Raw genomic sequence first — 26,519 nt, forward strand, 5'->3', positions numbered from 1 at the left:
GCTCGGGCTATGGCCAGAGGGGGGACGTCGGGACCAGGGCGGGGGCTGCCGGGGTGGGGTGGCGGGCTTCCAGGGGGGTGACCGGGGGGTGCGGGGTCGGGTCGTTCAGGAAGACGTGGCGGACCACGCGCTCCGCCGCGTGACCGTCGTCATGTGTGGAGAAACGGGCCCGGAACGCCGCCCGCAGCTGCGCCGAGCGCGAGCCCCGCCAGTGCCCGGTGGCGAAGATGTCCACCAGCTCGTCCTCGGTCCGGGCGATCGCCCCCGGGGGAAAGGCCCGCAGGTCGAAGTACGTGCCGCGCGAGGCCTCGTAGGCCTCCCAGTCGTCCGCGTGGATCACGATCGGCCGGTCCAGCGCCGCGTAGTCGAACATCAGGGACGAGTAGTCCGTCACCAATGCGTCCGACGCCAGGCAGAGTTCCTCCACCGACGGGTGGCCGCTCACGTCCAGCAGCCGCGGGTGCCGCTCCCACGACGGCGGCGCGTCCGCGTACGTCAGGTGCGTGCGCACCAGGATCGTGAAGCGGGGCCCGAGGTCGCGCAGCACCCGCTCGAAGTCCAGGTGCTCCGGCCGGCTGCGCCGGTAGTCGCGGTGCGTGGGCGCGTACAGGACCGCCGTGGAGCCCGCCGGGATGCCGAGGCGTTCGCGCAGGTCCAGGACCTCGGCCGGGCCGGCCCGGTGGAAGACGTCGTTGCGCGGGTAGCCGTACTCCAGCGTCGTGTACGAGGACGGCAGCGCCTTCTCCCACACCAGGGTGGAATGCCGGTTGGCGGAGAGCAGGTAGTCCCACTGGTCGGCGCCCCGCAGCAGGCCCGCGAAATCGGTGGTCGGGGTGGCCGCCGGGCGGTCCTGGAGGTCCAGGCCCACCCGCTTGAGCGGGGTGCCGTGCTGGGTCTGCACCAGGATCTGCCCCGGCCGCTTGACCAGGGCGCGCTCGAAGTTGACGTTCGTGACCAGATACGTCGCCCGGGCCAGCGCCGTCCAGTAGGCCGCCGAGCCGGGCCGCAGCGCGGCCGTCTCCTTCGGCAGGGTCGCCGCGTGCGCCGGATCGCAGATCCACGCGGTGCGCGTGCCGGGCACGAGCTCGCGCAGCTTCGCCTCGATCGCGGCCGGGTTGCAGGCGTAGCCGCCGTGCCAGTACGCGCTGAACACCGCCAGGTCGGGCCGCAGCGGCAGCAGCCGCTGGATCCGGTAGTGGCAGCGCAGGGCGCTCTCGCGCAGCCCCCGCCAGGCGCCCCTCGCGCCCCGCCCGAGCCGCAGGGCGGTGGCGCGCAGCGCGGAGGCCAGCCCGTACGCGCGCCGGACCCCCAGCCGCATCAGGGTGTGCCGCAGCCGGTCGGTCCGGGACAGGGACACCGGCTGCGCGTCGGAGCGCACCGGGACCCGGTAGCGGCGCAGCAGGGCGGCCGCGCGCCGGAAGAACTCCGGCCGGGCGGCGCGCGGGAGGCGGCGCGGATCGGCGTACAGGGCGCAGAAGTGCTCGGCCATCCGACGGTGTACGACGGCCCGCCAGCGGTCGAGCTCCGGGCGGGTGCCGAGGTAGGCGAACACCCGGTCGTACTGGTCGAAGATGTCGAGGTGGCGCCGGCTGGAGGTGGTCAGGATCGAGCCGGTGCGGCGCTGGCGGTAGTGCACGCACACCCGGTCCAGGACGGCGACGGACTCGGCGGCCAGCAGGGCCGGATAGGTCCACGGGGTGTCCTCGTAGAACCCGGGCGGGAAGGTGAGGCCCTCGCGCTCCACGAACTCCCGGCGGTACGTCTTGTTCCACACCACCATCAGCATCCCGAGCAGCGCCGGGCGGTCGGCGAGCCGGAAGCTGGCCGGGCCGTCCTCGCGCAGGCGGTGGGCGAGCCGGTTGCGGGTGGTCTCGCCGGTCCAGAAGGTGCGCGCGTAGTCGTAGACCAGGACATCGGGGGAGCCGGTGGCCTTCAGCCGGTCGGCGATGGCCTGCAGGGCGCCGGGGGCCAGGGTGTCGTCACCGTCGAGGAAGACCAGGTAGTCGCCGGTGGCCCGGGCCAGGCCCGCGTTGCGGGCCGGGCCCAGACCGGCGTTGTGCGCCAGGTGCACGGGGGTGACCCGGGGGTCGCGGGCCGCGTACTCGTCGATGATCCGGCCGCAGGCGTCCGGGGAGGCGTCGTCCACCGCGATCAGTTCCAGATCCGGGTACGACTGGGACAGCACCGAGTCCAGCCCCTCCTGGAGGTACGCCTGGACCTTGTACGCGGGCACGATGACGCTGAACCGGGGCACGGCACATCCATGGGTCGGCGCGGGCATATTGCCCAGCAACCCCCGGGGTCGTGATCGGGTTACGCGAGCCGTGGCATTCGGGTTACCCAGCGTCAACGCAGCACGTCAACGCGGCGATTCGCGCTCCGCGACCACTCGATCCCGGTCGGCGGCCACCCGGTCCCACGCGGAAATCACTTGATCGCGCCCGCCATCACCCCCGACACGAACTGCCGCTGGAACGCGAAGAACACGGCCAGCGGGATCACCATCGACAGGAAGGCGCCCGGCGCCAGCACGTCGATGTTGTTGCCGAACTGCCGCACCTGCTGCTGGAGCGCCACCGTGATCGGCGGGTGTGCCGAGTCCGCGAAGACCAGCGCCACCAGCATGTCGTTCCACACCCACAGGAATTGGAAGATGCCCAGGGAGGCGATCGCCGGGCCGCCCAGCGGCAGCACCACCCGGGCGAACAGCCGCAGTTCGCCCGCCCCGTCCAGGCGCGCCGCCTCCAGCAGCTCGCGCGGGATCTCCGCGAAGAAGTTGCGCAGCAGGAACACCGCGAACGGCAGCCCGAAGGCGGTGTGGAACAGCACCACCCCGGCCGTGGTCTCGAACAGGCCGATGGAGCCGAAGAGTTCGGAGACCGGGATCAGCGCCACCTGGACGGGCACCACCAGCAGCGCGACGACCAGCAGGAACAGCGCGTCCCGGCCGGGGAACTCCAGCCAGGCGAAGGCGTATCCGGCGAACGCGCCGAGCACGAGCACGAGCAGGGTGGCCGGCACGGTGATCGCGACCGTGCTCAGCAGCGAGCCCGTGATCGTGTCGTTGGACAGCAGCCGCTCGTAGTTGGCCGTGGTCAGCCGGGACGGCGCGGTCAGCACCTGCCACCAGCCCTGTTTGTTCAGATCGGCCGGGGCGAGCAGCGAGGAGACCAGCAGCCCCAGCGTCGGCAGCAGCCAGAACATGGCGGTCAGGACCAGGAAGACGCGTACGGCGCCCCCCGCGGCGCGCGCCGCCAGCCTGCCCGTGCGGGTCGGCGCGGCCACCGCTATCGGCGCACTCGGCGTGTGCGGTGTGCTCGGCGTGTTCGGCGTACTCATCGGGAAGCCTCCCGGCGCATCCGGCGGATGTTGTAGAGCATGACCGGAAGGACGAGCACCAGCAGCAGCACCGCGATGGCACTGCCGAGGCCGGGGTTGGCGTCCGTACCGAAGGAGGTGCGGTAGAGCTGGAGCGCGAGGACGTTCGCGTCGTCCTGCACCGAGCCCGGCGCGATCACGAAGACCAGGTCGAAGATCTTCATGACGTTGATGACCAGGGTCACCAGCACCACGCCCAGGACCGGCGCGAGCAGCGGCACGGTGATCCGGCGGAACACCTGCCACTCGTTGGCCCCGTCCACCCGGGCCGCCTCCAGCAGCTCCCGCGGTACGGACGCCAGCCCGGCCCCGATCAGGACCATCGCGAACCCGGCCCACATCCACACGTACGCACCGATGACGGCCGGGGTGACCAGCGTCGGCCCCAGCCACTGCACGCCCGCGTACGGCGCCGCGAAGTTCGAGGCGGGCAGCCGCAGCAGCGCCCCGTCGGCCTTCGCGGAGAGGCTGAAGGTGCCGTCGCCCGCGGCCGTGGCCGACTCCACCACCTTGCCGTCCTTGACCGCCTCCACCCGCATGCCCGCGTACCCGGACTCGGCCGGGTCGAGCGCGTTGGTACGCCCGCCCCCGCCCCGGGTGAAGTCCTGCCAGGCGGTCCCGGTGACCCGGCCCGGCTCGGCGGTGGCCGCCTTCGCCGGGCGGGTGCCCTTGGGGAGGTCGTCCGGCGCCACCCCGACCAGCGGGATCAGCACGGGGACGCCCGCCCGTACCGGATCGCGCGTCACGAACGCCCCGCCGCCCGCGTCCACCAGCGGCGAATCCCGGCCCGGGCGGGCCTTGGGGAAGGCCGACGACGGCGCGAAGGTGTCGTGGACCCCGACCCACACCGCGTTCGCCACGCCGCGGTCCGGGTCGGCCTCGTACACCAGCCGGAAGATGATGCCCGCGGCCAGCATCGAGATGGCCATCGGCATGAACACCAGCAGCTTGAACGCCGTGCCCCAGCGCACCCGTTCGGTCAGCACCGCGAAGATCAGACCGAGCGCGGTCGCCGTCGTCGGCGCCAGCACCACCCACAGCGCGGTGTTGCCGAGCGCGGTGCGGATCGTGTCGTCGTGCAGGATCTCCCGGTAGTTCGCGGCGCCCACGAACGAGTCGCCGGAACGGTCGAAGAGACTGCGGTAGAGCGAATAGCCGATCGGGTGCACGACGAGCGCGCCGAGCAGCACCAGCGCGGGCAGCAGGAACGCGCCCGCCACCAGCCGGTGCCGCCGGGCCGCGCGGGTCCGGGCCCCGGCCGGGGCGGTGGCCGTCTTCGAGGTCACCGGGATCAGTGCCCGAAGGCCTTGGCCGCGTCGGCCTCCAGCTTCGCCTGGGCACCCGCGACATCGGCGGGGTTGGCCAGGAAGTCCTGGAGGTCCTTCCACTCGCCCGCCCCCGGCGTACCGCCGAAGGACGCCGGAGCCTGGTCGGACATGTCGAAGCGGAAGTCGTCACCCGCCGCGAGCAGGTTCTTCGCGATGTCCCGCTGGATCGCGTTGGGATACGCGCCCGGGTTCACCCCGCGGTTCGGCGAGACGAAACCGCCCAGCTTCGCCTGGATCTCCGCCGCGTCCGCCGAGGCCAGGAAGGTCAGCAGCGCCTGCGCGCCCTTCGAGGGCTTCAGCGCCACCGCCACGTCACCGCCCGAGACCACCGGAGCCTTCGCACCGACCGCGGGGAAGGGGAAGACCAGCGCGTCCGTGCCGACCTTCGCCTCCGTCTGCGCGATGTTCACCGCCACGAAGTCGCCCTCGAAGACCATCGCCGCGCCCGGCCGGTCCCCGCCCGTGAAGGTCTGGGTGACCGACTTCGGGAACTCGGTGGCCAGCGCGCCGGTCTGACCGCCCGCCAGGAAGTCCTTGCGCCCGAACAGCTGGCCCAGGGTGGTCAGCGCCTGCTTGACGCTGTCGTCCGTCCACTTGATCTCGTGCTTGGCCAGCTGGTCGTACTTCTGCGGCCCGGCCTGCGAGAGGTAGATGTTCTCGAACCAGTCGGTGAGGGTCCAGCCGTCCGCGCCGCCCACCGACACCGCCGGGACGCCCGAGGCCGACAGGGTGTCCGCGGCCTCCAGGAACTGCGCCCAGGTCGTGGGGGGCTGCACGCCCGCCGCCTTGAACGCCTTCGCGTTGTACCAGACCAGCGACTTGTTGGCCGCCTTGTAGTACACGCCGTACTGCGTCCCGCCGACCGCGCCCAGGGCCTTCCAGCCCGCCGAGTAGTTCTGGTCGAGCTGCTTCTGCGCCTCCGGACCGACCGGCTGCGCCCACTTGTTCGTCACGGCCGAGACCAGCGCCCCGACCTGCGGCAGCAGCGCCACGTCCGGCGGCTGGCCGCCCGCGACCTTCGTACCGAGGAACGTGACGATCGGGTCCTGGGCCGGGACGAAGGTGACGGTGGCGCCCGTCCGCTTCTCGAACTCCTTGAGGACCTTCGTGAAGTTCTCCTGCTCCGGTCCCGTCCAGACCGCGGCGACCTCCAGCTTCTCCCCGGCGAGGGAAGGTAACTGGACGCGCGGTCCGCTCTGGGTGCTCCCGGCGTCCGGACTCGCGGAGGAGTCCTTCTTCCCGTCACCGTCACCGCCGCCGCAGGCGGTCAGCGCGAGCGCGCCCGCGGCGGCCAGCACCGCCCAGGTGCGCGGGCGTGCGGTGCGGCCCGTTCCGTGCGTACGCATGGCTCTGCCCCCGATGTCCATGGTGTGTCCCGGACCACAAGGTCTACGCCGCGCGGTGCGCCCCCGCAATACCGCGTCGGGCACGGATGCCCCCCGCCGCGCGGGGGACCAGCGGGACTCAAGGGGCCGGCGGGAACAGCACGGGTATCGCCGAGACCAGGTGGGAGGCCCGGTCCAGGGCGCTGGCCAGCAGCGCGAGGTCGGTCGGACCGTTGCCCAGCTCACGCACCGGACGGCGGGCCGGAGGATCACCCATCCGCTCCCACTCGACCGGAACGACAGTGGGTCTCTGGGTCGCCGTCCGCGGGATCCGGCCGGTCACCCGGCCCGCCTGGAACGCCACCGCGCGCCCGTCGGCGTACCGCAGCAGCCCCCGGCCGGGCCCCGGCTGGTCGGGCGCGTCCAGCTCCACCCGCAGGGTCGTCAGCCGGGCCAGCTCGGTGCCGTCCGTACGGTCCGGGCGGGCGCTGGTCGCCACCAGATGGACGCCGAGCCGCGCGCCCTCCCGGGCCACCGCTTCCAGGGCGCGCACCACCGAACCGGCCGAGGGGCGGCCCGTACTGCCCAGGGCGGGCGCGACGAGCGCGTCGAAATCGTCCACCAGCACCACCAGCCGGGGCAGCGGCCCGGCCCCCGGCACCTCCCCGCGCGGAGCGGCCGAGCGCAGCCGCAGGGTGCCCGAACGGGGCGGGTCCAGATCGCCGCGCAGCTCACTGGCGCTCGGCCGGCGCGGCGCGACCATCCGGTCCGTGACCTCGCGCCGGGCGTGCCACTCGGCGAAGGAGATCCCCTCCAACAGCTCGTGGCGGCGCTTGAGTTCGGCGCCGATCGCCTGCGCGAACTCGCGCATGCGCAGCGGATCGGAGGCCACCAGGTGCGCGGAGACGTGCGGCAGCTCGGTACACGGCAGCAGCCCGTCACCGCGTTCGCCGCCCGCGCCGTCCAGCAGCACCAGACCGAGCCGGTCCGGGCGGGCCGCGGCCGACAGGGACGCGGCGACGGAGCGCAGCAGCTCGGTGCGCCCGCTGCCCGCCGGGCCCTCGATCAGCAGGTGCGGGCCGTCGGTCACCAGCTCGGCGCCGACCGGGCCGCGCCGGCCGCTGCCGAGGACGATCTCCACGTGCCCGCCGACGCCCTGCCCCTGGTCGGTGGCGGCCGCCCAACGGGCCATCAGGGAGGCCGGGGTGGCCCGGGCCAGGCCCAGCTCGTCGAGCAGCCGGGCGGTCGCGGGCAGGGTGGCGCTGGCCGTGCGCAGCGGCTCGGCTCCGGCGCCCTCGGCGCGCAGCGGGGCCAGGGCGCGGGCGAACCGCTCGGCCCACGCGGCCGAGACGGCGTCGGCGACGGCCGTCTCCCCGGGGGCGACCGGGCGGCCCCCCGAGACGCGGAAGCTGCGGACGGCGGTGGCCACGTCACCGCTGAGCAGGCCGACGGCGCCGCAGTCCCGGAAGGCCGGGGCGCCCGCGCAGGCCGCCTGGTACGTCTCGTCCACCGTGGAGGCGGGAGTGGCGGGCGGCGCGTCGGCGAGGGCCAGGACATGGATCCCGGCGGCCGGGCCGTGCGAGGCGAGGCGCCCGGTCACATCGCGCAGCCGGCCGGGACCGGGGTCGCCGTCGAGGATCAGGAGGGTGAGCGGACCGGCGTACGAGCGGGCGGCGTCGGCCACATCCTGCCGGTCGGCGGTGGCCCAGCTCGTCCCGAGCGGGCCGTCGTCGAGCCGTCGCGTCAGCTCCCCGGTCCGGGCGGCGGCCTGGTCCCGGTCGTAGGCGAGGAGCAGACGGCAGTCCTGGCCGTGCGCGGGCCGGGCGTGCGGGAGCCAGCCGAGCCAGCCCCAGTCGGCGCGCCGCTCGGCCAGCGGGCGGGCCCGGTCGGCGGCGATCAGCACGATCTCGAGGGTGGCGGGGGAGTGCAGGGCGGCGAGCTGGGCGACCACGGACCGGGCCAGACCGGTCAGCCGGGCGCGCGGCCCCGCCAGGCCGAGGGCCCCGGCGGTGCGCAGCGGGACGCGGCAGCCCGCGCCGAGCCCGACGACGAGGCGCTCGGGGTGGCCGGGGCCGCGGCTCCAGAGCCGGCCGGTGGGCCCGAGCGCGGCCAGCAGCAGGGAGGCGGGGTCATCGGGCCCCGGCTCCGCTCCGGTCACGACGGCCGCGGCGGGGACCCCGGCGGCCGCTTCGGCCTCCTCGTCCCGCCCGACCCACTTGCGCGCCCAGGCCCCGATACCGCGGCGCCGGGGGGTGGCGGGGGAGACGGGGGCGGAGCCGGTGGCGAAGGAGTCCGGGGTGAAGGAGTCCGGGGCGCCGGGGCCGGTGGCCTGGCCGGCCGGGGCGGGCCAGTGGGTGGCCTGGTGGCCGGAAGTCGCTCCCGCCGCGGGGGTTTCGTGGCCGGGCTGCGGCGGGTGCGCGGGGTGTGGGGTGTGCGGGGTGTGCGGGGGGCGTCCGGGTTGGCCGGGCCGCTGGCCGGGCTGGCCGGGCTGTCCGGGCTGGCCCGGCTGTCCGGCTCCGCCGGTGGAGGCCGCGTACGGGTCGGCCGTACCGGAGGCGCCGCCGTGGGAGGGGTACGGGCTCGGGCCCGGCCCCGCGCGGTGCGCCCCGGGGGGCCGCCCGGCGCCGGTGTCCGGGCCGCCCGCGGCGGGCCAGGGTGTGGCGTAGTGGCCGGAAGTAGCTCCCGCCGCGGGCGGGTCGTACCCGGCGTCCGGGCCGCCCCCGCCCGGCCGGGCCGGGGCGCTCGCCGGGGCTGCGGCGGGGGCCCGGGGGGCCTCGGCGGAGGCCGCGGCGGGCGCCGCGGAGCCGGGGTCGGCCGGGGCGTCGGGGTGGGGCGGGAGCGCCAGGTGGCCCTCCAGGTCCGGGGTCAGCGGGAGCGGGAGCGGCGTCGGGCCCGCCAGCCGCAGGGTGGACTCGCCGATCCGCAGCAGCGCGCCCGGCGCCAGCCGTACCGGGGTGCCCGCGACCGGGATCCCGTCCAGCGCGGTGCCGTTCGTCGAGTTCAGGTCGGCGACGCTGACCCGGCCGTCCTCCGTCACCGTCACCGCGCAGTGCAGCCGGGACACGTCCGGGTCGTCCAGCGGTACGTCCGCGTCCGCCGAGCGCCCGATCCGCAGCGCTCCGGGGTGCAGCAGGTGCACGCCGCCCGCGTCCGGTCCGGCCACCACGTGCAGCTGGGGCGCGCCGAGGCCCTCTTCCAGCGCGGGCAGTACGTCCGGAACCGGCGTGTGCAGCGCCAGTACGGCTCCGTCGACCAGCGGCGGCTCGCCGAGCACCCGGCGCTGCGGATCGAGGCGCTCCGCCCCGGCGTAGAGGACGACCGTGCCCCCCGTGTCCGGGCCCGCCACGGTCGCCGCCAGCCCCGAGGCCACCGCGGCCAGGGGAGTGCCGACGGGCGCGGTGACGAGGACGTCACACGTCGCGGGCGCGATCTGGTGGCCGCTGCGCGGCCCGAGGACGGTCAGCCGGATCTGCATCGCCGTCAGCGGTCCCTTCTGCGCGGTGCGCGCTGCGTGCGCCGGGCAGGGAAACGGCGGGACATGGCTGCCCGTTCGCCCCCCACCCGCCGCGGACGCGTCGTCCGGTCAGGTCATCCGGAAGGCGGGGCTCCCGACCCCACCCACTCCGTACGGGTGCATCCTCGCACCTGTCACCGACAACACGCCCGGCACCCAGCCATAAGTGATCTTGATCGATCGCGGCTCCGTCCACACCCCGTACAGATACGGACAGCAAGCCGCGGAAAATCGCCACGGGCATACCCCACGAATGTCACTCTTCGTACATATGTACGGCAACCATCGCCGGACGCCCAGCGTCTTCCCCCGGGACAGCGCCTAGAGTGGGTCGGAAAACCTCGGGGAGAACCTCCGGGAAGACCTCCGGAAGACCGCCGGAAAAGCACAGGCGGAACACGACAGCAGGGGAGCGCGAGACGTGCGGCCAGTCGGCAGCAAATACCTGCTCGAGGAGCCGCTCGGACGCGGCGCCACGGGCACCGTCTGGCGTGCCCGCCAGCGCGAGGCCGCGGGCGCCGAGGCGGCGGTCGCCGGCCAGCCCGGCGAGACCGTGGCCATCAAGGTCCTCAAGGAGGAGCTGGCCCACGACCCCGACGTCGTCATGCGCTTCCTGCGCGAGCGGTCCGTCCTGCTGCGCCTGACCCACCCCAACATCGTCCGCACCCGCGACCTCGTCGTCGAGGGCGATCTGCTCGCGCTCGTCATGGACCTCATCGACGGTCCCGACCTGCACAAGTACCTCCGGGAGAACGGGCCGTTCACCCCGGTCGCCGCCAGCCTGCTGACCGCCCAGATCGCGGACGCGCTCGCCGCCAGCCACGCCGACGGCGTGGTCCACCGCGACCTCAAGCCCGCGAACGTCCTGGTCGACGAGCGCGACGGCCAGATGCGCCCCATGCTCACCGACTTCGGCATCGCGCGCCTCGCCGACTCCCCGGGCCTCACGCGCACCCACGAGTTCGTCGGTACGCCCGCCTACGTCGCCCCCGAGTCCGCCGAGGGCCGCCCGCAGACCTCCGCCGTCGACATCTACGGCGCGGGCATCCTGATGTACGAGCTGGTCACCGGCCGGCCGCCGTTCGCGGGCGGCACCGCGCTGGAGGTCCTGCACCGCCACCTCAGCGAGGACCCGCAGCGGCCCTCGACCCTGCCCGAACCGCTGTGGACGGTCATCGAGCGCTGCCTGAGCAAGGAACCGGACGTGCGCCCCAGCGCCGTCAGCCTGGCCCGCGCCCTGCGCGTGGTCGCGGCCGGCATCGGCGTGCACTCCTCCCCCGCCGAGGTCGAGGCCGCGCTCGGCGTCGGCGCGCTGCTCGCGCCCGACCCGGCCCCGGCGCCGGTCCCGGAGATCCCCGGGGCCGCGGACCCGACGCAGGTGCTGCCGCCCGTCAGCGGGCCCATGGGCGCCTACGACCCGAACGCCGCCACCAGCGTCATGCAGTCCATGCCCCCGGCCCCGCAGTACGCCCCCGGCGCCGACCCGACCTCGGTCATGCCCCCGGTGCAGCAGCCGGACCAGCCGCACCCGTGGCAGTCGCAGATGCGGGCCGCCCGGGACCGCAACGAGCAGACCTCGATCCAGTACCTCGACCCGGCCGATGACCCGCTGCGCCGCCGTCCGCACCGCCAGGCGCCGCCGCAGCAGCCCCAGCAGTACGGTCAGCAGCCCCGGCAGCCGCAGCAGTACCAGCAGCCTCAGTCGCCGCAGCAGTACCAGCAGCCCCAGCAGCAGCAGCCGTACCGCCAGCAGCCTCCGCCGCAGCAGTACCAGCAGCCGCAGCAGCCCCAGTACCAGCAGCGGCCGCCACAGCCTCAGCAGCGCCAGCCGCAGCACCAGCCCCAACACCAGCCCCAGCCGCAGCAGTACGCGGCGCCGCCCCAGCAGCCGAACCGGCCGCAGCAGGCCGCCCAGCGCGAGCCGCGCGAGCCGCGCCGCCGCAGCGCCAACCCGATGCGGATCCCGGGGCTCGGCTGCCTCAAGGGCTGCCTGTTCACCCTCGTCCTGCTCTTCGTCGCGGGCTGGCTGGTCTGGGAGCTGACCCCCCTCCAGGAATGGGTGGGCACCGGCAAGGGCTGGTGGGACCAGGTCTGGTCCTGGGGCTCGCAGGTCTCCGACTGGATCGGCGAACTCGGCGGCAGCGGCGGCGGTGGCAGCGGTGGCGGGAGTACCGGCTGACGGGGTGCCAGGGCGGCCCCGCCGTACCGCTGTAGCGGTGAGTTCGTGGATTTGTCGACTTCTGGGACACGATTTCGCCCACAGAAGTGAAGGTCGTCGCGAATCGGGCCCCCTGCTGGCCTCCAACCCCCACCCGGCCGCGTAGCTTTGGTGCGTACGCCAGCCGCTGAGGGAGCAGTCGTGGCACGGAAGATCGGCAGCCGGTACACCGCGCACCAGATCCTGGGGCGCGGCAGCGCGGGCACGGTATGGCTGGGCGAGGGGCCCGAGGGCCCCGTCGCCGTCAAGCTGCTCCGTGAGGACCTCGCGTCCGACCAGGAGCTGGTGGGACGGTTCGTCCAGGAGCGCAGCGCGCTGCTCGGACTGGAACATCCGCACGTCGTCTCGGTCCGCGACCTCGTCGTGGACGGCAACGACCTCGCGCTCGTCATGGACCTGGTCCGCGGTACGGACCTGCGGACCCGGCTCGACCGGGAGCGGCGGCTCGCCCCCGAGGCGGCCGTCGCGATCGTCGCCGACGTCGCCGACGCGCTCGCCGCCGCGCACGCGGCCGGGGTGGTGCACCGCGACGTCAAGCCCGAGAACGTCCTGCTCGACATGCAGGGCCCGATCGGTCCCGGCGGGGCGCACCCCGCCCTGCTCACGGACTTCGGCGTCGCCAAACTGATCGACTCCCCGCGCCGGGCCGCGCCGCCGCCCGGTGGCAGCCGGGCCACGGCGCCGACCACGCGGATCATCGGTACGCCCGACTACCTCGCCCCCGAGATCGTCGAGGGGCTGCCGCCGCGCGCGGCCGTGGACATATACGCGCTCGCGACCGTGCTGTACGAGCTGCTCGCCGGGTTCACGCCCTTCGGGGGCGGGCACCCGGGGGCGGTCCTGCGGCGGCACGTCACCGAGACGGTGGTGCCGCTGCCGGGGATCCCCGACGAGCTGTGGCAGCTGATGGTCCAGTGCCTGGCCAAGGCCCCCGCCTCGCGGCTGCGGGCCTCCGAGCTGTCCGTCCGGCTGCGCGACCTGCTGCCGCTGCTGGCCGGGATGCCGCCGCTGGACGTCGACGAGCCGGACGACCTGGAGGCGGAGCCGGCGTCGGAGGCGCAGGAGAGCGCCCCGGCCGATCCGGTGCGGCGGCGGGGTGTGGTGCCGCTGGTTCCGGGGTCGGCGACGGATTCGAACCGGGACACGCATACGTCGATGCGGGTGCCGGGGCCGGACGAGCTGGCCGGGGGTGCGCTGGGGACGGCCCGGGTGCCGAGGCCGGCCGGGGGGCATCGGCCCGGGTCCGCACGGCATCGGGCCGATACCGTGCGCAAGCGGCGGCTGATGCTGTCCGGGGCGGCGGTGCTTCTGGTCGTGGCCGTGGCGCTGGGCACCTGGCTCTCCACCTCGGACGACCCCCCACCCCCGCCGAACACCAAACAGTCGGCCCCGACGACCCCGTAACGGGGGCCCTGCCCGCGCCGGTCGCCCCGCCCTCCGGGGCGACGCCCGCCTCAATCGCCGGCGGGGCTGGGGGTGGACGGGTCTGGTGGGTGTGGTGCGGGCTGTCGTGCCCTCCGGGGGCGCCTCAAACGCCGGCGGGGCTTGGTTGGGTTGCGACTCGTGGACTGCTGTCTCTCCGGGGGTGCCCCGGTCGTCGGCGCAGCGCCCGTACGTCGACTCCTGGCCAGCCACCCCCAACGTCTCAGTCGCCCCCAAAGGGCGCCCCAGCCGCACCCGGCCGGACGGCCATCCCGCACCGACCCCCGCCAAGCGCGTCCACCCCCAGCCTCGCCGGCGTTTGAGGCGCCCCCGGAGGGCGGGACGGCTTGCGCCCGGCGGTCGGGCGCGGTCACCCCACCCAGCCTCGCCGGCGTTTGAGGCGCCCCCGGAGGGCGGGGGCGGATGCCCGGTGTGGGGACGCCGCCCCGCCGGGAGGCGGGGGGTCAGGTCGGGAGGAGGGCGGGGTGCCAGCGGGCGGCCACTTTGGGGTGGGCGCGGACCCAGCCCTTCAGTTCGTTGCGGCCGTACTCGGCGTGCAGCGGGTTCGCCGCGTCCTCGGCGAGCCCCGGCGCGGACCGGAGGTAGTCGCCGGGGACCGTCTCGACGACGGAGTCCAGCCGCGGGTTGTAGAAGAACGGCACCGAATACCGCTCCACCGCCCCCGGCGGACTGACCACCCGGTGGTCGGTGGCCCGCAGATACCCCTGCGTCGCGATCTCCAGCAGCTCGCCCAGATTCACCACGAACGCCCCCGGCAGCGGCGGCACGTCCAGGAACCCGTCCCCGCGCCGCACCTGGAGGCCCCCCACGGAGTCCTGGAGCAGCAGGGTCAGGAACCCGTAGTCCTTGTGCGCGCCCACCCCCTGGCCGGTGCCCGACGGCGCGGAGCCGGGGTAGCGGATCAGCTTCGTGTGCAGGTGGGGGCGGTCCGCGAAGGCCGCGTCGAAGAAGTCCGCGGGGGCCCCGATGGAGGCGAGCAGCTCCTGGAGCAGCCGGTGGGCCACCGCCGCCAGCCGAGACTGCCAGTCCAGGACCACGGTCCGCAGCTCGGGCAGGGCCGCGGGCCACTGGTTGGGCCCCTCCAGCCACAGGTACGCCGGGTCCCCGGGCCCCACCGGCAGCGCGTCCCGCTCCGCGCCCACGTCCAGCTGGTCGCGCCAGTCGGAGGCGCCGCCGGTCAGCTCGTGCCCGATCCGGGTGTACCCGCGGAAGTGCGGGGAGTTCAGATTGCTGACGGCCAGCCGGTCGGCCTCGGGAAGCGCGAAGAAGGCCCGGGTCACGTCCAGGATGCGGGCGGTCTCGGCCGCGCCGATCCCGTGTCCCGTCAGATGCAGGAATCCGGTGTCGCGGGCGGCGGCGTGCAGCTCCTCGCGGAAACCGGCCCGCTCGGCCGGGTCGTCGGCCCGGGAGAGGTCCAGGACGGGGAGCGAGGTGAGAGGGGTGAGGGAAGTATGCGCGGACGGCATGACGGCTCCGTTTCGGATGTCACGGGGTCCTGTTCCCCAGAGGTGGCGGGGACAGCGGGTGGGGAGCGGGCCGTCGGCAGGGGTGGCGCCGGGGCCGCGTGAGCCGCGTGAACAGGACCGGGTCGAATCGATCAGCTGGGAAATCAGGCTGTGGTTCGGTCCGGCGGCAGACAGCTCGTCGTCGTGACACGCATGTAGTCCACATGGCGGCGTGTGACGAGGAAGACGGTCATACGGTGAGCGTACGCCCGTTCGGGGGCCCGGCCGTAGGGGGGTATTCGGCCTGGCCGGACGGGGCCGTCCGGGGACCGGCTACGCTGGACCCGTGGCAGTCGTCGATGTTTCCGAAGAGCTGAAGTCCCTCTCCTCGACCATGGGGTCGATCGAGGCCGTCCTGGACCTCGACAAGTTGAGGGCGGAGATCGCCGTGCTCGAGGAGCAGGCCGCGGCGCCGTCCCTGTGGGACGACCCGGAGGCCGCCCAGAAGATCACGAGCAAGCTTTCCCACCTCCAGGCCGAGGTCCGCAAGACCGAGAACCTGCGCAGCCGGCTCGACGATCTCGAAGTCCTCTTCGATCTCGCCCAGGAGATGGATGACGCGGACACCCTCGCGGAGGCCGAGACCGAGCTGGTCTCCGTCCGCAAGGCGCTGGCGGAGATGGAAGTCCGTACCCTCCTGTCCGGCGAGTACGCCGAGCGCGAGGCCCTCGTCAACATCCGGGCCGAGGCCGGCGGCGTGGACGCCTCCGACTTCGCCGAGCGCCTCCAGCGGATGTACCTGCGCTGGGCCGAGCGGCACGGCTATCCGACCGAGGTCTACGAGACGTCGTACGCCGAAGAGGCCGGCATCAAGTCGACCACCTTCGTCGTCAAGGCCCCGTACGCCTACGGCACCCTCTCGGTCGAGCAGGGCACGCACCGCCTCGTCCGGATCTCGCCCTTCGACAACCAGGGCCGTCGTCAGACGTCCTTCGCGGGCGTCGAGGTGCTCCCGGTCGTCGAGACCAGCGACCACGTCGAGATCGACGAGGCCGAGCTGCGCGTCGACGTGTACCGCGCCTCGGGCCCCGGCGGCCAGGGCGTCAACACGACCGACTCCGCGGTGCGCATCACGCACCTGCCGACCGGCATCGTGGTCTCCTGCCAGAACGAGCGCTCGCAGATCCAGAACAAGGCCAGCGCGATGAACGTCCTCCAGGCCAAGCTGCTCGAGCGGCGCCGCCAGGAGGAGAAGGACAAGATGGACGCCCTCAAGGACGGCGGAAGCTCCTGGGGCAACCAGATGCGCTCCTACGTCCTGCACCCGTACCAGATGGTCAAGGACCTCCGGACGGAGTTCGAGGTCGGCAACCCGCAGGCCGTCCTCGACGGTGAGATCGACGGCTTCCTGGAGGCCGGGATCCGCTGGCGCAAGCAGCAGGAGCAGGCCTCCTAGCCTCCGCCCGCGCCCCCTGGGCCCGCTCTGGGCCCCCTGGGCCCCTGAACAGCGAAGAAGCCCGGACCCCTGGCAAGGGGTCCGGGCTTCTTCGGTCGGTACGTGTGGCGCTACGCGGCCTGGTGCGCCACCAGCGCGAGCGCTGCCACGAGCACCACCATGAGCGCGATCAGCGTCATGGGGTTGAGGTTGGCGAAGGGGCGGTCCTCCTGCTGGAGGCGCTCCCTGTTCGCCCGGCACACCGGGCAGCGGCCCTGACTGACGGGCGCGGCGCAGTTCGCGCACACGAGCCGGTCATACGTCATGCGCTGTCCTCCTCTCGTCCCCATGTACAACGGCGGGGGGAACCGGTCCGTTCCCCCTACCACTGTGCCAGCTCCCGCGACATTCGGCGCGGCCCGTCCGGTCACACGCGATCCGGCCTCTTCCGCACCAGGGGATATAACGGACAACTCCGGATGCCGGGTCCCTAGCCTGCGCCCATTCGCGTATGGTCACGCTCACCTACTCCCGGCGACCGTGGTGCACCCGTGATCCGATTCGACAGTGTGTCCAAGTACTACCCGAAGCAGAGCCAGCCCGCACTCAGAGACGTGTCCCTGGAGATCGTCAAGGGCGAGTTCGTCTTCCTGGTCGGCTCCTCCGGCTCCGGCAAGTCCACCTTCCTGCGGCTGATACTGCGCGAGGAGCGGGCCAGCCAGGGGCAGGTGCACGTGCTGGGCAAGGACCTCGCCAGACTCTCCAACTGGAAGGTTCCGCACATGCGGCGCCAGCTGGGGACCGTCTTCCAGGACTTCCGGCTGCTTCCCAACAAGACGGTCGCGGAGAACGTGGCCTTCGCCCAGGAAGTCATCGGCAAACCGCGCGGCGAGATCCGCAAGGCCGTCCCCCAGGTCCTGGAGCTGGTCGGACTGGGCGGCAAGGAGAGCCGGATGCCCGGCGAACTCTCCGGCGGTGAACAGCAGCGCGTGGCCATCGCCCGGGCCTTCGTCAACCGCCCGGCGCTGCTCATCGCGGACGAGCCGACCGGCAACCTCGACCCGTCGACCTCGGTCGGGATCATGAAGCTGCTGGACCGGATCAACCGGACCGGCACTACCGTGATCATGGCGACGCACGATCAGCAGATCGTCGACCAGATGCGCAAGCGCGTCATCGAACTCGAGCAGGGCCGTCTCGTCCGCGACCAGTCGCGCGGCGTCTACGGCTACCAGCACTGAAAGGCCCCTGAGACGCGATGCGCGCCCAGTTCGTCATGTCGGAGATCGGGGTCGGTCTCCGCCGCAATCTGACCATGACCTTCGCGGTCATCATTTCCGTGGCCCTGTCGCTGGCCCTGTTCGGCGGCTCCCTGCTCATGCGCGACCAGGTGAGCCAGATGAAGGGCTACTGGTACGACAAGGTCAACGTCTCGATCTACCTCTGCAACAAGAACGACGCCGAGGCCAGCCAGGGCGCTTCCTGCGCCAAGGGCGCGGTGACCGCCGAGCAGAAGAAGCAGGTCGAGGCCGACCTCAAGAAGATGGACCTCGTCGAGACGGTCTCGTACGAGTCCTCCGACGAGGCCTACAAGCACTACAAGGAGCAGTTCGGGCACACCGCCCTGGCCGCCTCCATCACTCCCGACCAGATGCCCGAGTCCTTCCGCGTGAAGCTGAAGAACCCGGAGAAGTACAAGGTCATCACGACCGCCTTCGCCGGGCGGGACGGGGTCCAGTCGGTGGAGGACCAGCGGACCGTGCTGGACAACCTCTTCCGGCTGCTCGGCTACCTCAACGTGGCCGCGCTCGGCATCATGCTGATCATGCTGGTGGTGGCGCTGCTGCTGATCGTCAACACGGTGCGCGTCTCGGCGTTCAGCCGTCGGCGGGAGACCGGGATCATGCGGCTGGTGGGCGCCTCCAGCTTCTACATCCAGGTGCCGTTCATCATGGAGGCCGCCTTCGCCGGTCTGATCGGCGCGGTGCTCGCGTGCGGCATGCTCGCCTCCGGGCAGTACTTCGTGATCGACCACGGCGCGGGGCTGCGGCACAAGATGGAGCTGATCAATTTCATCGGCTGGGACGCGGTTCTCACCAAGCTCCCGCTGGTGCTGGTCATCGGCCTGCTGATGCCCTCGCTCGCGGCCTTCGTGGCGCTGCGCAAGTACCTGAAGGTGTGACGAGCGCCCCGTGGGCGGTCCGGCCAACCCGCCGTGCCGGCCCGGGGCTTGTCCTAGACTCGGCGCCATGCCGGGCCACCCCGTCCCCCTCTGTAGCCGGCCCCGCGACCTGCGTCGCGGGGCCGCCGTGACGTTGGCGCTGATCGGCGCGCTGGGCGGGCTGGGGACCGCCGTGAGCACCGGGTACCGGCCCGGTCCGGGCGAGGAGGGCCGTACGTCCGCCGCCCTCGCCCGTACGAAGACCTCCGCGCCCCCCGGCTCCGGGAAGACCGGGACCGCCGACCGGGAGGCCGTCGCGCGGGCCGCGGCCGAGGCCGTCGCCGAGGGCAAGTCCGGCAAGAACGCCGCCCAGGACGTGGTCAGCCGCAGCGGGGACCGCTGGGGCGTGGTCTACGACCAGGGCGAATACGCCACCTTCGCGGACGACCTCGACGGCCGCTACTCCGGCGTCGGGCTCTGGGCCGAGCGCCGCCCTGACGGCCGGATCACCGTGACCCGGGTCCAGCCCGGCGGCCCCGCCGCCCTCGCCGGGGTCCGCGCCAGGGACCGGCTGACCCGCGTCGACGGGGCCGCGGTCACCGGCTCCACCGTGGCCCAGGTGGTGGCCCGGCTGCGCGGGGACGCCGGAACCGCGGTGACGCTGGAGGTCGAGCGCGACGGCGCGGACCTGACCGAGACGGTGCGCCGTGCCCGGATGAGCACCGAGGCCGTGACGGTACGGGAGCTGGGCAAGGGGGTGGTGGTCATCAAGGTGTCCTCCTTCACCCGGGGCTCGGGCGAGCGCGTCCGGGAGGCCGTCCGCGCGGCCCCGCCCGGCGCCGGGGTGCTGCTGGACCTGCGCGGCAACCCGGGCGGCCTGGTCACCGAGGCCGTGAGCGCCGCCTCCGCCTTCCTGGACGGCGGGCTGGTGGCGACGTACGACGTGCGCGGCGCCCAGCGCGCCCTGTACGCGGACCGGGGCGGGGACACGGTCCGCCCACTGGTCGCGCTGGTCGACGGCGGCACGATGAGCGCGGCCGAGCTGGTCACGGGCGCGCTCCAGGACCGGGGGCGGGCCGTGACGGTCGGCAGCCACACCTTCGGCAAGGGCTCGGTGCAGATGCCGACCGAGCTGGCGGACGGTTCCGTGGCCGAGCTGACGGTGGGTACCTACCGCACTCCGGCGGGCCGCAGCCTGGACGGGCGGGGCATCAGCCCGGACCTGACGGCCGACGCGGGCGTCGAGGAGCGGGCCCGCCAGGTATTGGGTGGCCTCGGGGTGGGTCCGTAGTGCGAAAATGACCGCACTATGGCTAAGGAAAAAGGGCGCAAGCTGATCGCCCAGAACAAGAAGGCCCGGCACGACTACACGATCATCGACACCTACGAGTGCGGTCTCGTGCTCACCGGTACCGAGGTGAAGTCGCTGCGCCAGGGCCGCGCCTCGCTGGTGGACGGCTTCGTGTCGGTGGAGAGCGGCGAGGCCTGGCTCTACAACGTGCACGTGCCGGAGTACAGCCAGGGCACCTGGACCAACCACAGCGCCCGCCGCAAGCGCAAGCTCCTCCTGCACCGCGAGGAGATCGACAAGCTGGACTCGAAGACCGGCGAGACGGGCAACACGATCGTGCCGCTGGCCCTGTACTTCAAGGACGGGCGTGCCAAGGTCGAGATCGCGCTGGCCAAGGGCAAGAAGGAGTACGACAAGCGCCAGTCGCTGCGCGAGAAGCAGGACACGCGCGAGACGAACCGGGTCATCTCGGCCGTGAAGCGCAAGGAGCGCGGCGAGCTGTAATCTCCTGGCATCCCGTGGTCCACTTCGCGTACCATGGGCGCAGCACCTCCCCGCAGGGGTCGTGCGCCTTGAGCGGTACCCAACTGAATAGCGTGAAACATGGGGATGATCGGTTTCGACAGCGGATGTCGATGCAGGGGAAGCGAGCCGAGGAAGCGGCAATGATCTCGTTAACCACCTGTCGCAAAAAATAATCGCCAATTCCAACAGCGATAACTCCCGCTTCTCCCTCGCTGCCTAATAACAGCGAACTGAAGCCTCTGTGAGGAGCGTCAGCCCGGAAGTGGTCCCGGTCCGGATCCTGGCGTCAATTAGGGATCTAAACCTCTAACCCCGGTCACGGGGGTTAGGGGGAAACCAAACAGTGACTGAGCCCGTCGGAGACTTGTCCGTGTGATCTCCGGGGCCGAGAAAAGCGCAGCGGAATGCGCTCGGAGAAGCCCTGCTTCTGCACCGCTGGACGCGGGTTCGATTCCCGCCATCTCCACCACCCCATGTGTGGCCCCTGGCCCGGCGAGTCCTTCGCCGGGCCAGGGGCTTTTTGCTGCCTGCTCGCGTACCTCGGCGCTAGGCTGCGGAGGACGTCCCGCCGAGGTGCGGGCAGGCCGCACGAGACGGAGGAGGGCACCCATGACCACCGCTGCCGTTGGCGGACAGGGCATCCCGGCGATGCCCGAGAGGACCCCCCGGGCCCTGCGCGAGGCCATCGCCCAGCACGCTCCGCAGCTCCTGCCCGACTTTGACGCGCACTGGAAGCGGGACATCGCGGATGCTTACGACATCGCGCCGGTCCCGGCGTTCATGGCCCGGTGGTGGGGCGAGTACGCCATCGCGCGGGACCCCCTGTTGGAACAACAGGTGCACCACCTAGAGGACGAGGCGGCCGAAGCGAGCGACATCGACCGCGCGAAGGCGCTCCTGGAAGAGGCCGGACACCTCCGCCGCCAGGCCCGCCAGGTGGAGCCCGGCCGGTGACGGACGACTTCATGGGACCGCCCTGGCAACTGGACTGGGTCGAGGCGGCGCGGACCTACCGGGACGCTCTTCCGGAGGAAGTGCGCAAGCAGGTCCGGGAGGGTGTCACCGAATTGGTCACTGCTCGCAATCCATACCTTCCGCAGGACGAACTCCCGACAGGACTGCATTTGGAACCGGCGCGGTCCAGCCGTCCGAGGGGCCCGCACATCCTGGCCTTCGACCGGGGAAGGGGATGGCTGCGGTTCACCTTCGTGCACCGCGCCGAGGATCCGCAGATCGTCGTGGAAGAGATCTTCTGGCAGTGAGGCAGAGGGCCGCCGCGGCCGCCGCGGCCGGGAGGGCGTACGAGGTCGTCGGGCCCAGGTGGTCCACGGTCGCGCCCGCCGTGGCCGAGCCGGCGGCGATGCCTCCCAGGATGGCGGTGACGGCCAGGGTCATGCCCTCGTTGAGGCGGGCCGCCGGGGTGGCGCGCTGGACCAGGGCCATCGCCGTGACCATCGTCGGGGCGGTGGCCATGCCCGCCAGCAGCAGGGCCACGGCCAGCGCGGGCACCGACCCGGTGGCCGCCGCCGCCCAGGGCAGGGCCATCAGAACCGCCAGGGCGCTCACGCACACCCCCAGGCCGCGCGGGCGCAGGGTGCCGTAGAGCAGACCGGCCGCGCAGGAGCCCGCCGCCTGGAGCGCCAGGACCGGGCCCGCGGCCGTGGTCAGGCCGTGCGCCGTGAGGTAGGCGATCGAGGCGACCTCCATCGAGCCGAAGACCGCGCCCAGGGCCAGGAACAGCGCCAGCAGCCCCGGCAGCCCCGGGGAGCGCAGCGGCGAGCGGTGCGGGGTGCGCCCGGCGGGCGGGGGTTCGGTGGCCCGCCGGGAGGTGAAGAGGGTCATGCCGATGAGCAGCAGGGCCGCGCCGGCCAGGGTGCCCGCCTCCGGGAAGGCGAGGGAGCACAGGCCGGCGGCGAGGACCGGTCCGAGGAGGTAGCACAGCTCGTCGGCCGCCTGCTCGAAGGACATCGCGGTGTGCTGGGCGGCGGGGGAGTCGCGCAGCAGGTGGCTCCAGCGGGCGCGGGAGAGGCCGCCGATGTTGGGGGTGGTCGCCGTGGCGGCGTAGGAGGCGAAGAGGGTCCAGGCGGGGGCCTGGTGACGGACGCACCACACCAGGCAGAGCGAGCCGAGGACCGCGATCAGGGTGGCGGGGAGGGCGATCCGGGCCTGCCCGTACCGGTCGACGAGCCGGGCGGTGAAGGGCGCGACGACAGCCGTGGCGGCGAGGCCGGTGGCGGTGACCGCGCCCGCGAGGGCGTACGAGCCGCGCTGGCCCGCGATCATCAGGACCGCGCTGACCCCGAACATGCCCATGGGGAGCCGGGCGAGGAGGTTCCCCGCGGTGAAGGCCCGGGTGCCGGGGAGGGCGAAGAGGCGCCCGTAGGGGCCGGGGGCGCGGCGGCGGGCGGCGGGCCGTGCGGCGCGGGCGGCGGCCGGCGCGGCGAGGACCAGGGTGGCGCCGGTGACGGCCATCAGCGGGGCGGGGGGCGCGGTGGTGGGCATGGATCAAGACTCGCGGCGGGGGGCCGGCGCGGTCCAACACCTGTTCCGGAGTGATTCACGCACGCGTGTTGTCAATGCGGCGGCCCGGGTTACGCTGCCGCGGTGAACGCACCCGATGTGGACCCCCGGCTGCTGCGCGGGTTCGTCGCCGCGGCCGAGGAGCTGCACTTCACCCGGGCCGCCGCGCGCCTGTACGTCGCCCAGCAGGCCCTCAGCCGCGACGTCCGGCGCCTGGAACAGGCCCTGGGGACGCGGCTGTTCGTCCGCACGACCCGGCAGGTCGAGCTGACGGCCGACGGGGAGCGGCTGCTGCCGTACGCCCGCCGGGTGCTGCGCGCCCACGAGGAACTCGCCGCCGCCTTCGGCGCGGCCGGGCGGCCCCTGCTCGTCGACCTCAACTCCGATGGCCCCGGCACCGCCCGCCAGGTCCTGGACCGGGCCCGCGAACTGGCCCCGGACCAGGAGCTGATGGCCCGCTTCGAGAGCGGGCTCACGCACAGCGCCGGGGAGATCGCCGCCGGGCGCCTCGACGTGTCCTTCGGCCGGTTCGGCGGGCTCGGCCCGGCCCTGCGCGCCCGACTCGCCCACCTGCCGGTGCGCCTGGAGCCGCTGGCCGTGGTCCTGCCCGAGGAGCACCCGCTGGCCGCGCGGGCCACCGTCCCCGTCTCCGCGCTGGCCGGGGAGACCGTGTACGCCGGGGCCGGGAACCCGCGCACCCTGGAGTGGACCGACCTGGCCCGGCGGCTCTTCGCGGGCCGCGGCACCGCCCTCGCGCCGCCCGCGCCCGTCGCGATCGGCAAGGAGGAGTTCCGGCGGGTGATGGCCAGGACGGGCCACCCGGTCCTGGCCACCGTCGACTTCCCCGACATGCCGGGCTGCGTGCGCCGGCCTCTGACCGACCCCGTGCCGCTGTCGCCCCTGTCCATGGTGTGGCGCAAGGGTTTCGCCCACCCCGGGCTCACCGCGCTGCGCGCGGCCGCCGCCGAGCTGGGGACCGTACGCGGCTGGCTCCGGATGCCCGACGGCGGCTGGCTCCCCGAGGGCGACGCGGAGCTCATGCGGAGCTGACGCGCTCACATCGAGCCGCGACGGCGGGTGAGAGCACGGTATCCCCGCGGTCATCCGGCGGGGACCGGGGGCGAAACGAGCCGTCCCTACGGTCGTCATCACGGACACGAGAGCAGTGGAGGCGTGATGACCGCACCGCGCACGGGCGGCCGCTGGATCGAGCGGTGGGACCCCGAGGACGAGACCTTCTGGAAGGAGTCGGGGCGGCGGACCGCCCGGCGCAATCTGGTCTACTCGGTGCTCTCCGAGCACGTCGGCTTCTCGATCTGGTCGCTGTGGTCGGTGATGGTCCTGTTCATGGGACCGACGTACGGCATCGACCCGGCCGGGAAGTTCACCCTGATCGCCACGGCGACCTTCGTCGGCGCGCTGGTGCGGGTCCCCTACACCTTCGCCGTCGCCCGCTTCGGCGGCCGCAACTGGACCATTTTCAGCGCGCTGACCCTGCTCGCGCCGACGGTGGCCGCGCTGGTGGTGATGGAGCCCGGGACCTCGTACGGCACCTTCCTCCTCGTCGCGGCGCTGACCGGGGTCGGGGGCGGGAACTTCGCCTCCTCCATGACCAACATCAACGCCTTCTTCCCGCTCCGCGAGAAGGGCTGGGCGCTCGGCCTGAACGCGGGCGGCGGCAACATCGGCGTCCCCGTCGTCCAGCTCGCCGGACTGCTGGTCATCGCCGTGGCCGGGGCCGGGCACCCGCGGATCCTGCTGGCCGCCTACATCCCGCTCATCGTGCTCGCGGCCGCGCTGGCGGCGGCTCGCATGGACAACCTGGCACCCGTGCGCAACGACACGGGGGCGGTCCGCGAGGCCGTGCGCGACGCGCACACCTGGATCATGTCGTTCCTGTACGTCGGCACCTTCGGGTCCTTCATCGGCTACAGCTTCGCCTTCGGGCTGGTCCTGCAGACCCAGTTCGGCCGGACCCCGCTCCAGGCCGCCTCCCTGACCTTCATCGGGCCGCTGCTCGGCTCGCTGATCCGGCCGGTCGGCGGCCGGCTCGCGGACCGGTACGGCGGCGCGCGGATCACCCTCGGCGCGTTCGTCGCGATGGCGGCGGCCACCGGCGTGGTGGTGCTGGCCTCGGTACGGGCCTCGCTGCCGGTGTTCCTCACCGGGTTCGTGGCCCTGTTCGTGCTCAGCGGGCTCGGCAACGGATCGACGTACAAGATGATCCCCGGCATCTTCCAGGCCAAGGCGCTCGCCCGCGGCATGAGCGGCGTGGACGCGGCCGCCTACGGGCGACGGCTGTCCGGGGCCGCGATGGGCCTGATCGGGGCCGTCGGCGCGCTCGGCGGACTGGGCATCAACCTCGTCTTCCGGCAGGCCTTCCTCAGCTCCGGATCGGGCACCACCGCCTTCGTGACCTTCCTCGGGTTCTACGCCGTCTGCTGCGCGGTGACCTGGTCGGTATACCTTCGCCGGCCCGCCCCGAAGGCCGGGGCCGCCCCGGACCCCACGGCGAAGCCGCAGCTCACGTCGGTGTAACGGCGGTTAACGGCGCCGAAATACGGGTGAACCGAGCCTGACACGACCGCTTGACAGGCTCGGCACACGCTCACGCCCCCCTTGCGCAAGGCAGGTCACGATGGACGACACACAGGCCGGGCCGCCGCCCGCCGGGCCGCTCTCCGGCTACACGGTGGGGGTCACCGCCGCGCGGCGCGCCGACGAGCTGATCGCGCTGCTGCGGCGGCGCGGCGCGGTGGTCCTGCACGCGCCCGCGCTGCGGATCGTGCCGCTCGCGGACGACAGCGAGCTGCTGGCCGCGACCAAGGAACTCATCGGCTGCGCGCCGGACGCGGTGGTCGCCACCACCGCCATCGGCTTCCGGGGCTGGATCGAGGCCGCCGACGGCTGGGGGATCGGCGAGGAGCTCCTGACCCGGCTGCGGGCCACCGAACTGCTGGCCCGCGGACCGAAGGTGAAGGGCGCGATCCGGGCCGCCGGGCTGGTCGAGACCTGGTCGCCGAAGTCGGAATCGCTCGCGGAGGTACTGGACCGGCTCCTCGCGGGCGGGGTCGCCGGGCGGCGGATCGCGCTCCAGCTGCACGGGGAGCCGCTGCCGGGGTTCGTGGAGGCGCTGCGGGCGGGCGGGGCCGAGGTGATCGTCGTACCGGTGTACCGGTGGATGCCGCCGGAGGACGTCGGGCCGCTGGACCGGCTGCTCGACGCGATCGCCCTGGGGGCGGTGGACGCGGTCAGCTTCACCTCCGCGCCCGCCGCGGCGTCGCTGCTGGCGCGGGCCGCGGAGCGGGAGATGACGGAGGCGGTGCTCGACGGGCTGCGCACGGGGGTGCTCGCGGCGTGCGTGGGGCCGGTGACGGCGCTGCCGTTGCAGGCGCAGGGGGTGATGACGGTGCAGCCGGAGCGGTTCCGGCTGGGGCCGCTCGTGCAGGTGCTGTGCCAGGAGCTGCCGGGGCGGGCCAGGGTGCTGCCGGTGGGCGGGCACCGGGTGGAGATCCGCGGGCACGCGGTCCTGGTCGACGAGGAACTGCGGCCGGTGCCGCCGGCCGGGATGTCCCTGCTGCGGGCGCTGGCCCGGCGGCCCGGCTGGGTCGTGGGGCGGGCGGAGCTGCTCCGGGTGCTGCCGGGGGCGGGCCGCGACGAGCATGCCGTGGAGACGGCGATGGCTCGGCTGCGGGTGGCGCTGGGCGTGCCGAAGCTGATCCAGACGGTGGTGAAGCGGGGGTACCGGCTGGCGCTGGACGCGGGCGGCGAATCGAAATACGCCGCCGAGCCGGACGCCTGACCCCGGGCCGGGGGCGCGATCAGCCTCGCCGGCGTTCGAGGCGCCCCGGGAGGGTGGGTGCGGCGCCGCCGCCGGGGCTCCGCCCCGGACCCCGCGCCTCAAACGCCGGCGAGGCTGGGTCTGCCCGGGCCGGG

The 26,519-nt window shown here is 73.6% G+C and carries 20 protein-coding genes and 1 other RNA gene; 13 read left to right on the forward strand and 8 right to left on the reverse strand.

Annotated features, from left to right (window positions below):
• Nucleotides 1–7: 7 nt before the first annotated feature.
• From ABT084_RS29300 to ABT084_RS29320, 5 genes are all read right to left on the reverse strand, one after another.
• Nucleotides 8–2,254: a bifunctional glycosyltransferase/CDP-glycerol:glycerophosphate glycerophosphotransferase gene (locus tag ABT084_RS29300; protein ID WP_351050103.1), complete on the reverse strand. Its 2,247-nt coding sequence runs from the start codon at nt 2,252–2,254 to the stop codon at nt 8–10.
• Between the two features lie 173 nt (nt 2,255–2,427).
• Nucleotides 2,428–3,339 (reverse strand): carbohydrate ABC transporter permease, encoded by a 912-nt coding sequence (locus tag ABT084_RS29305; RefSeq protein WP_351050106.1) that lies wholly within the window; start codon nt 3,337–3,339, stop codon nt 2,428–2,430.
• On the reverse strand, nt 3,336–4,664 hold the full coding sequence (locus ABT084_RS29310) for a carbohydrate ABC transporter permease (protein WP_351050109.1): 1,329 nt from the start codon (nt 4,662–4,664) through the stop codon (nt 3,336–3,338). Before ABT084_RS29310 ends, ABT084_RS29305 begins: the two co-directional genes overlap by 4 nt.
• A 5-nt stretch (nt 4,665–4,669) precedes the next feature.
• Complete coding sequence (locus ABT084_RS29315) at nt 4,670–6,052, reverse strand: ABC transporter substrate-binding protein (protein ID WP_351050112.1); 1,383 nt, start codon at nt 6,050–6,052, stop codon at nt 4,670–4,672.
• Between the two features lie 118 nt (nt 6,053–6,170).
• Entirely contained in the window at nt 6,171–9,506 is a 3,336-nt protein-coding gene (locus tag ABT084_RS29320; protein ID WP_351050115.1) for an FHA domain-containing protein, read from the reverse strand.
• A gap of 460 nt (nt 9,507–9,966) precedes the next feature.
• On the opposite strand from ABT084_RS29320, the gene ABT084_RS29325 reads away from it, so the two are divergent.
• Both ABT084_RS29325 and ABT084_RS29330 read left to right on the forward strand, forming a co-directional pair.
• On the forward strand, nt 9,967–11,724 hold the full coding sequence (locus ABT084_RS29325) for a serine/threonine-protein kinase (protein ID WP_351050119.1): 1,758 nt from the start codon (nt 9,967–9,969) through the stop codon (nt 11,722–11,724).
• A gap of 180 nt (nt 11,725–11,904) precedes the next feature.
• Nucleotides 11,905–13,167 (forward strand): serine/threonine-protein kinase, encoded by a 1,263-nt coding sequence (locus ABT084_RS29330; RefSeq protein WP_351050122.1) that lies wholly within the window; start codon nt 11,905–11,907, stop codon nt 13,165–13,167.
• 482 nt (nt 13,168–13,649) lie between these two features.
• Here the strand turns inward: ABT084_RS29330 and ABT084_RS29335 are convergent, their stop codons facing one another.
• A complete protein-coding gene (locus ABT084_RS29335) occupies nt 13,650–14,672 on the reverse strand; it encodes an isopenicillin N synthase family dioxygenase (RefSeq protein WP_351050124.1) in 1,023 nt (340 codons plus the stop codon).
• Between the two features lie 325 nt (nt 14,673–14,997).
• On the opposite strand from ABT084_RS29335, the gene prfB reads away from it, so the two are divergent.
• The gene (gene prfB / locus ABT084_RS29340) at nt 14,998–16,107 is read left to right on the forward strand and encodes a peptide chain release factor 2 (protein WP_351050127.1); all 1,110 of its coding nucleotides are present in this window, start codon (nt 14,998–15,000) and stop codon (nt 16,105–16,107) included.
• A gap of 110 nt (nt 16,108–16,217) precedes the next feature.
• On the opposite strand, the gene ABT084_RS29345 is transcribed toward prfB, so the two are convergent.
• Entirely contained in the window at nt 16,218–16,412 is a 195-nt protein-coding gene (locus ABT084_RS29345; RefSeq protein WP_283448847.1) for a hypothetical protein, read from the reverse strand.
• A 225-nt stretch (nt 16,413–16,637) separates the two neighbouring features.
• On the opposite strand from ABT084_RS29345, the gene ftsE reads away from it, so the two are divergent.
• From ftsE to ABT084_RS29380, 7 genes are all read left to right on the forward strand, one after another.
• Nucleotides 16,638–17,327, forward strand: coding sequence for a cell division ATP-binding protein FtsE (gene ftsE, locus ABT084_RS29350; RefSeq protein WP_330330715.1), 690 nt, complete (start codon nt 16,638–16,640; stop codon nt 17,325–17,327).
• A gap of 17 nt (nt 17,328–17,344) precedes the next feature.
• Nucleotides 17,345–18,268, forward strand: coding sequence for a permease-like cell division protein FtsX (gene ftsX / locus ABT084_RS29355; protein WP_351050131.1), 924 nt, complete (start codon nt 17,345–17,347; stop codon nt 18,266–18,268).
• Between the two features lie 67 nt (nt 18,269–18,335).
• Entirely contained in the window at nt 18,336–19,538 is a 1,203-nt protein-coding gene (locus ABT084_RS29360; protein WP_351050134.1) for a S41 family peptidase, read from the forward strand.
• A gap of 18 nt (nt 19,539–19,556) precedes the next feature.
• The gene (gene smpB, locus ABT084_RS29365; protein ID WP_351050137.1) at nt 19,557–20,042 is read left to right on the forward strand and encodes an SsrA-binding protein SmpB; all 486 of its coding nucleotides are present in this window, start codon (nt 19,557–19,559) and stop codon (nt 20,040–20,042) included.
• Nucleotides 20,043–20,143: 101 nt separating this feature from the next.
• Nucleotides 20,144–20,532, forward strand: a transfer-messenger RNA (tmRNA) gene (ssrA, locus tag ABT084_RS29370).
• A 140-nt stretch (nt 20,533–20,672) separates the two neighbouring features.
• Nucleotides 20,673–21,017: a hypothetical protein gene (locus tag ABT084_RS29375; protein ID WP_351050140.1), complete on the forward strand. Its 345-nt coding sequence runs from the start codon at nt 20,673–20,675 to the stop codon at nt 21,015–21,017.
• On the forward strand, nt 21,014–21,325 hold the full coding sequence (locus tag ABT084_RS29380) for a hypothetical protein (protein ID WP_351050143.1): 312 nt from the start codon (nt 21,014–21,016) through the stop codon (nt 21,323–21,325). Before ABT084_RS29375 ends, ABT084_RS29380 begins: the two co-directional genes overlap by 4 nt.
• Here the strand turns inward: ABT084_RS29380 and ABT084_RS29385 are convergent.
• A complete protein-coding gene (locus tag ABT084_RS29385; protein ID WP_351050146.1) occupies nt 21,264–22,565 on the reverse strand; it encodes an MFS transporter in 1,302 nt (433 codons plus the stop codon). The two genes, ABT084_RS29380 and ABT084_RS29385, sit on opposite strands and share 62 nt — an antisense overlap.
• Nucleotides 22,566–22,667: 102 nt before the next feature.
• Here ABT084_RS29385 and ABT084_RS29390 point away from each other — a divergent pair, with 102 nt between their 5' ends.
• The 3 genes from ABT084_RS29390 to ABT084_RS29400 all read left to right on the forward strand — a co-directional run bounded on the left by ABT084_RS29390 (nt 22,668) and on the right by ABT084_RS29400 (nt 26,385).
• Nucleotides 22,668–23,633, forward strand: coding sequence for a LysR family transcriptional regulator (locus tag ABT084_RS29390; protein WP_351050149.1), 966 nt, complete (start codon nt 22,668–22,670; stop codon nt 23,631–23,633).
• Nucleotides 23,634–23,759: 126 nt separating this feature from the next.
• A complete protein-coding gene (locus ABT084_RS29395; protein ID WP_351050152.1) occupies nt 23,760–25,121 on the forward strand; it encodes a nitrate/nitrite transporter in 1,362 nt (453 codons plus the stop codon).
• Between the two features lie 100 nt (nt 25,122–25,221).
• Nucleotides 25,222–26,385 carry a uroporphyrinogen-III synthase gene (locus ABT084_RS29400; RefSeq protein WP_351050154.1) on the forward strand — a complete coding sequence of 388 codons (1,164 nt, stop codon included), beginning with the start codon at nt 25,222–25,224 and terminating at the stop codon, nt 26,383–26,385.
• Nucleotides 26,386–26,519 lie beyond the last annotated feature (134 nt).

The sequence above is a fragment of the Streptomyces sp. NPDC002138 genome, from assembly GCF_040296485.1.
In the GTDB taxonomy this organism is placed as follows: Bacteria; Actinomycetota; Actinomycetes; order Streptomycetales; family Streptomycetaceae; genus Streptomyces.

Excerpts from the sequence above, each read along its gene's own strand:
- ABT084_RS29305 (WP_351050106.1), bottom strand. The coding sequence starts at position 3,339 with ATGAGTACGCCGAACACGCCGAGCACACCGCACACGCCGAGTGCGCCG.
- ABT084_RS29315 (WP_351050112.1), bottom strand. The coding sequence starts at position 6,052 with ATGCGTACGCACGGAACGGGCCGCACCGCACGCCCGCGCACCTGGGCG.
- ABT084_RS29320 (WP_351050115.1), bottom strand. The coding sequence starts at position 9,506 with ATGCAGATCCGGCTGACCGTCCTCGGGCCGCGCAGCGGCCACCAGATC.
- ABT084_RS29335 (WP_351050124.1), bottom strand. The coding sequence starts at position 14,672 with ATGCCGTCCGCGCATACTTCCCTCACCCCTCTCACCTCGCTCCCCGTC.
- ABT084_RS29345 (WP_283448847.1), bottom strand. The coding sequence starts at position 16,412 with ATGACGTATGACCGGCTCGTGTGCGCGAACTGCGCCGCGCCCGTCAGT.
- ftsX (WP_351050131.1), top strand. The coding sequence starts at position 17,345 with ATGCGCGCCCAGTTCGTCATGTCGGAGATCGGGGTCGGTCTCCGCCGC.
- ABT084_RS29360 (WP_351050134.1), top strand. The coding sequence starts at position 18,336 with ATGCCGGGCCACCCCGTCCCCCTCTGTAGCCGGCCCCGCGACCTGCGT.
- smpB (WP_351050137.1), top strand. The coding sequence starts at position 19,557 with ATGGCTAAGGAAAAAGGGCGCAAGCTGATCGCCCAGAACAAGAAGGCC.
- ABT084_RS29375 (WP_351050140.1), top strand. The coding sequence starts at position 20,673 with ATGACCACCGCTGCCGTTGGCGGACAGGGCATCCCGGCGATGCCCGAG.
- ABT084_RS29385 (WP_351050146.1), bottom strand. The coding sequence starts at position 22,565 with ATGCCCACCACCGCGCCCCCCGCCCCGCTGATGGCCGTCACCGGCGCC.
- ABT084_RS29395 (WP_351050152.1), top strand. The coding sequence starts at position 23,760 with ATGACCGCACCGCGCACGGGCGGCCGCTGGATCGAGCGGTGGGACCCC.
- ABT084_RS29400 (WP_351050154.1), top strand. The coding sequence starts at position 25,222 with ATGGACGACACACAGGCCGGGCCGCCGCCCGCCGGGCCGCTCTCCGGC.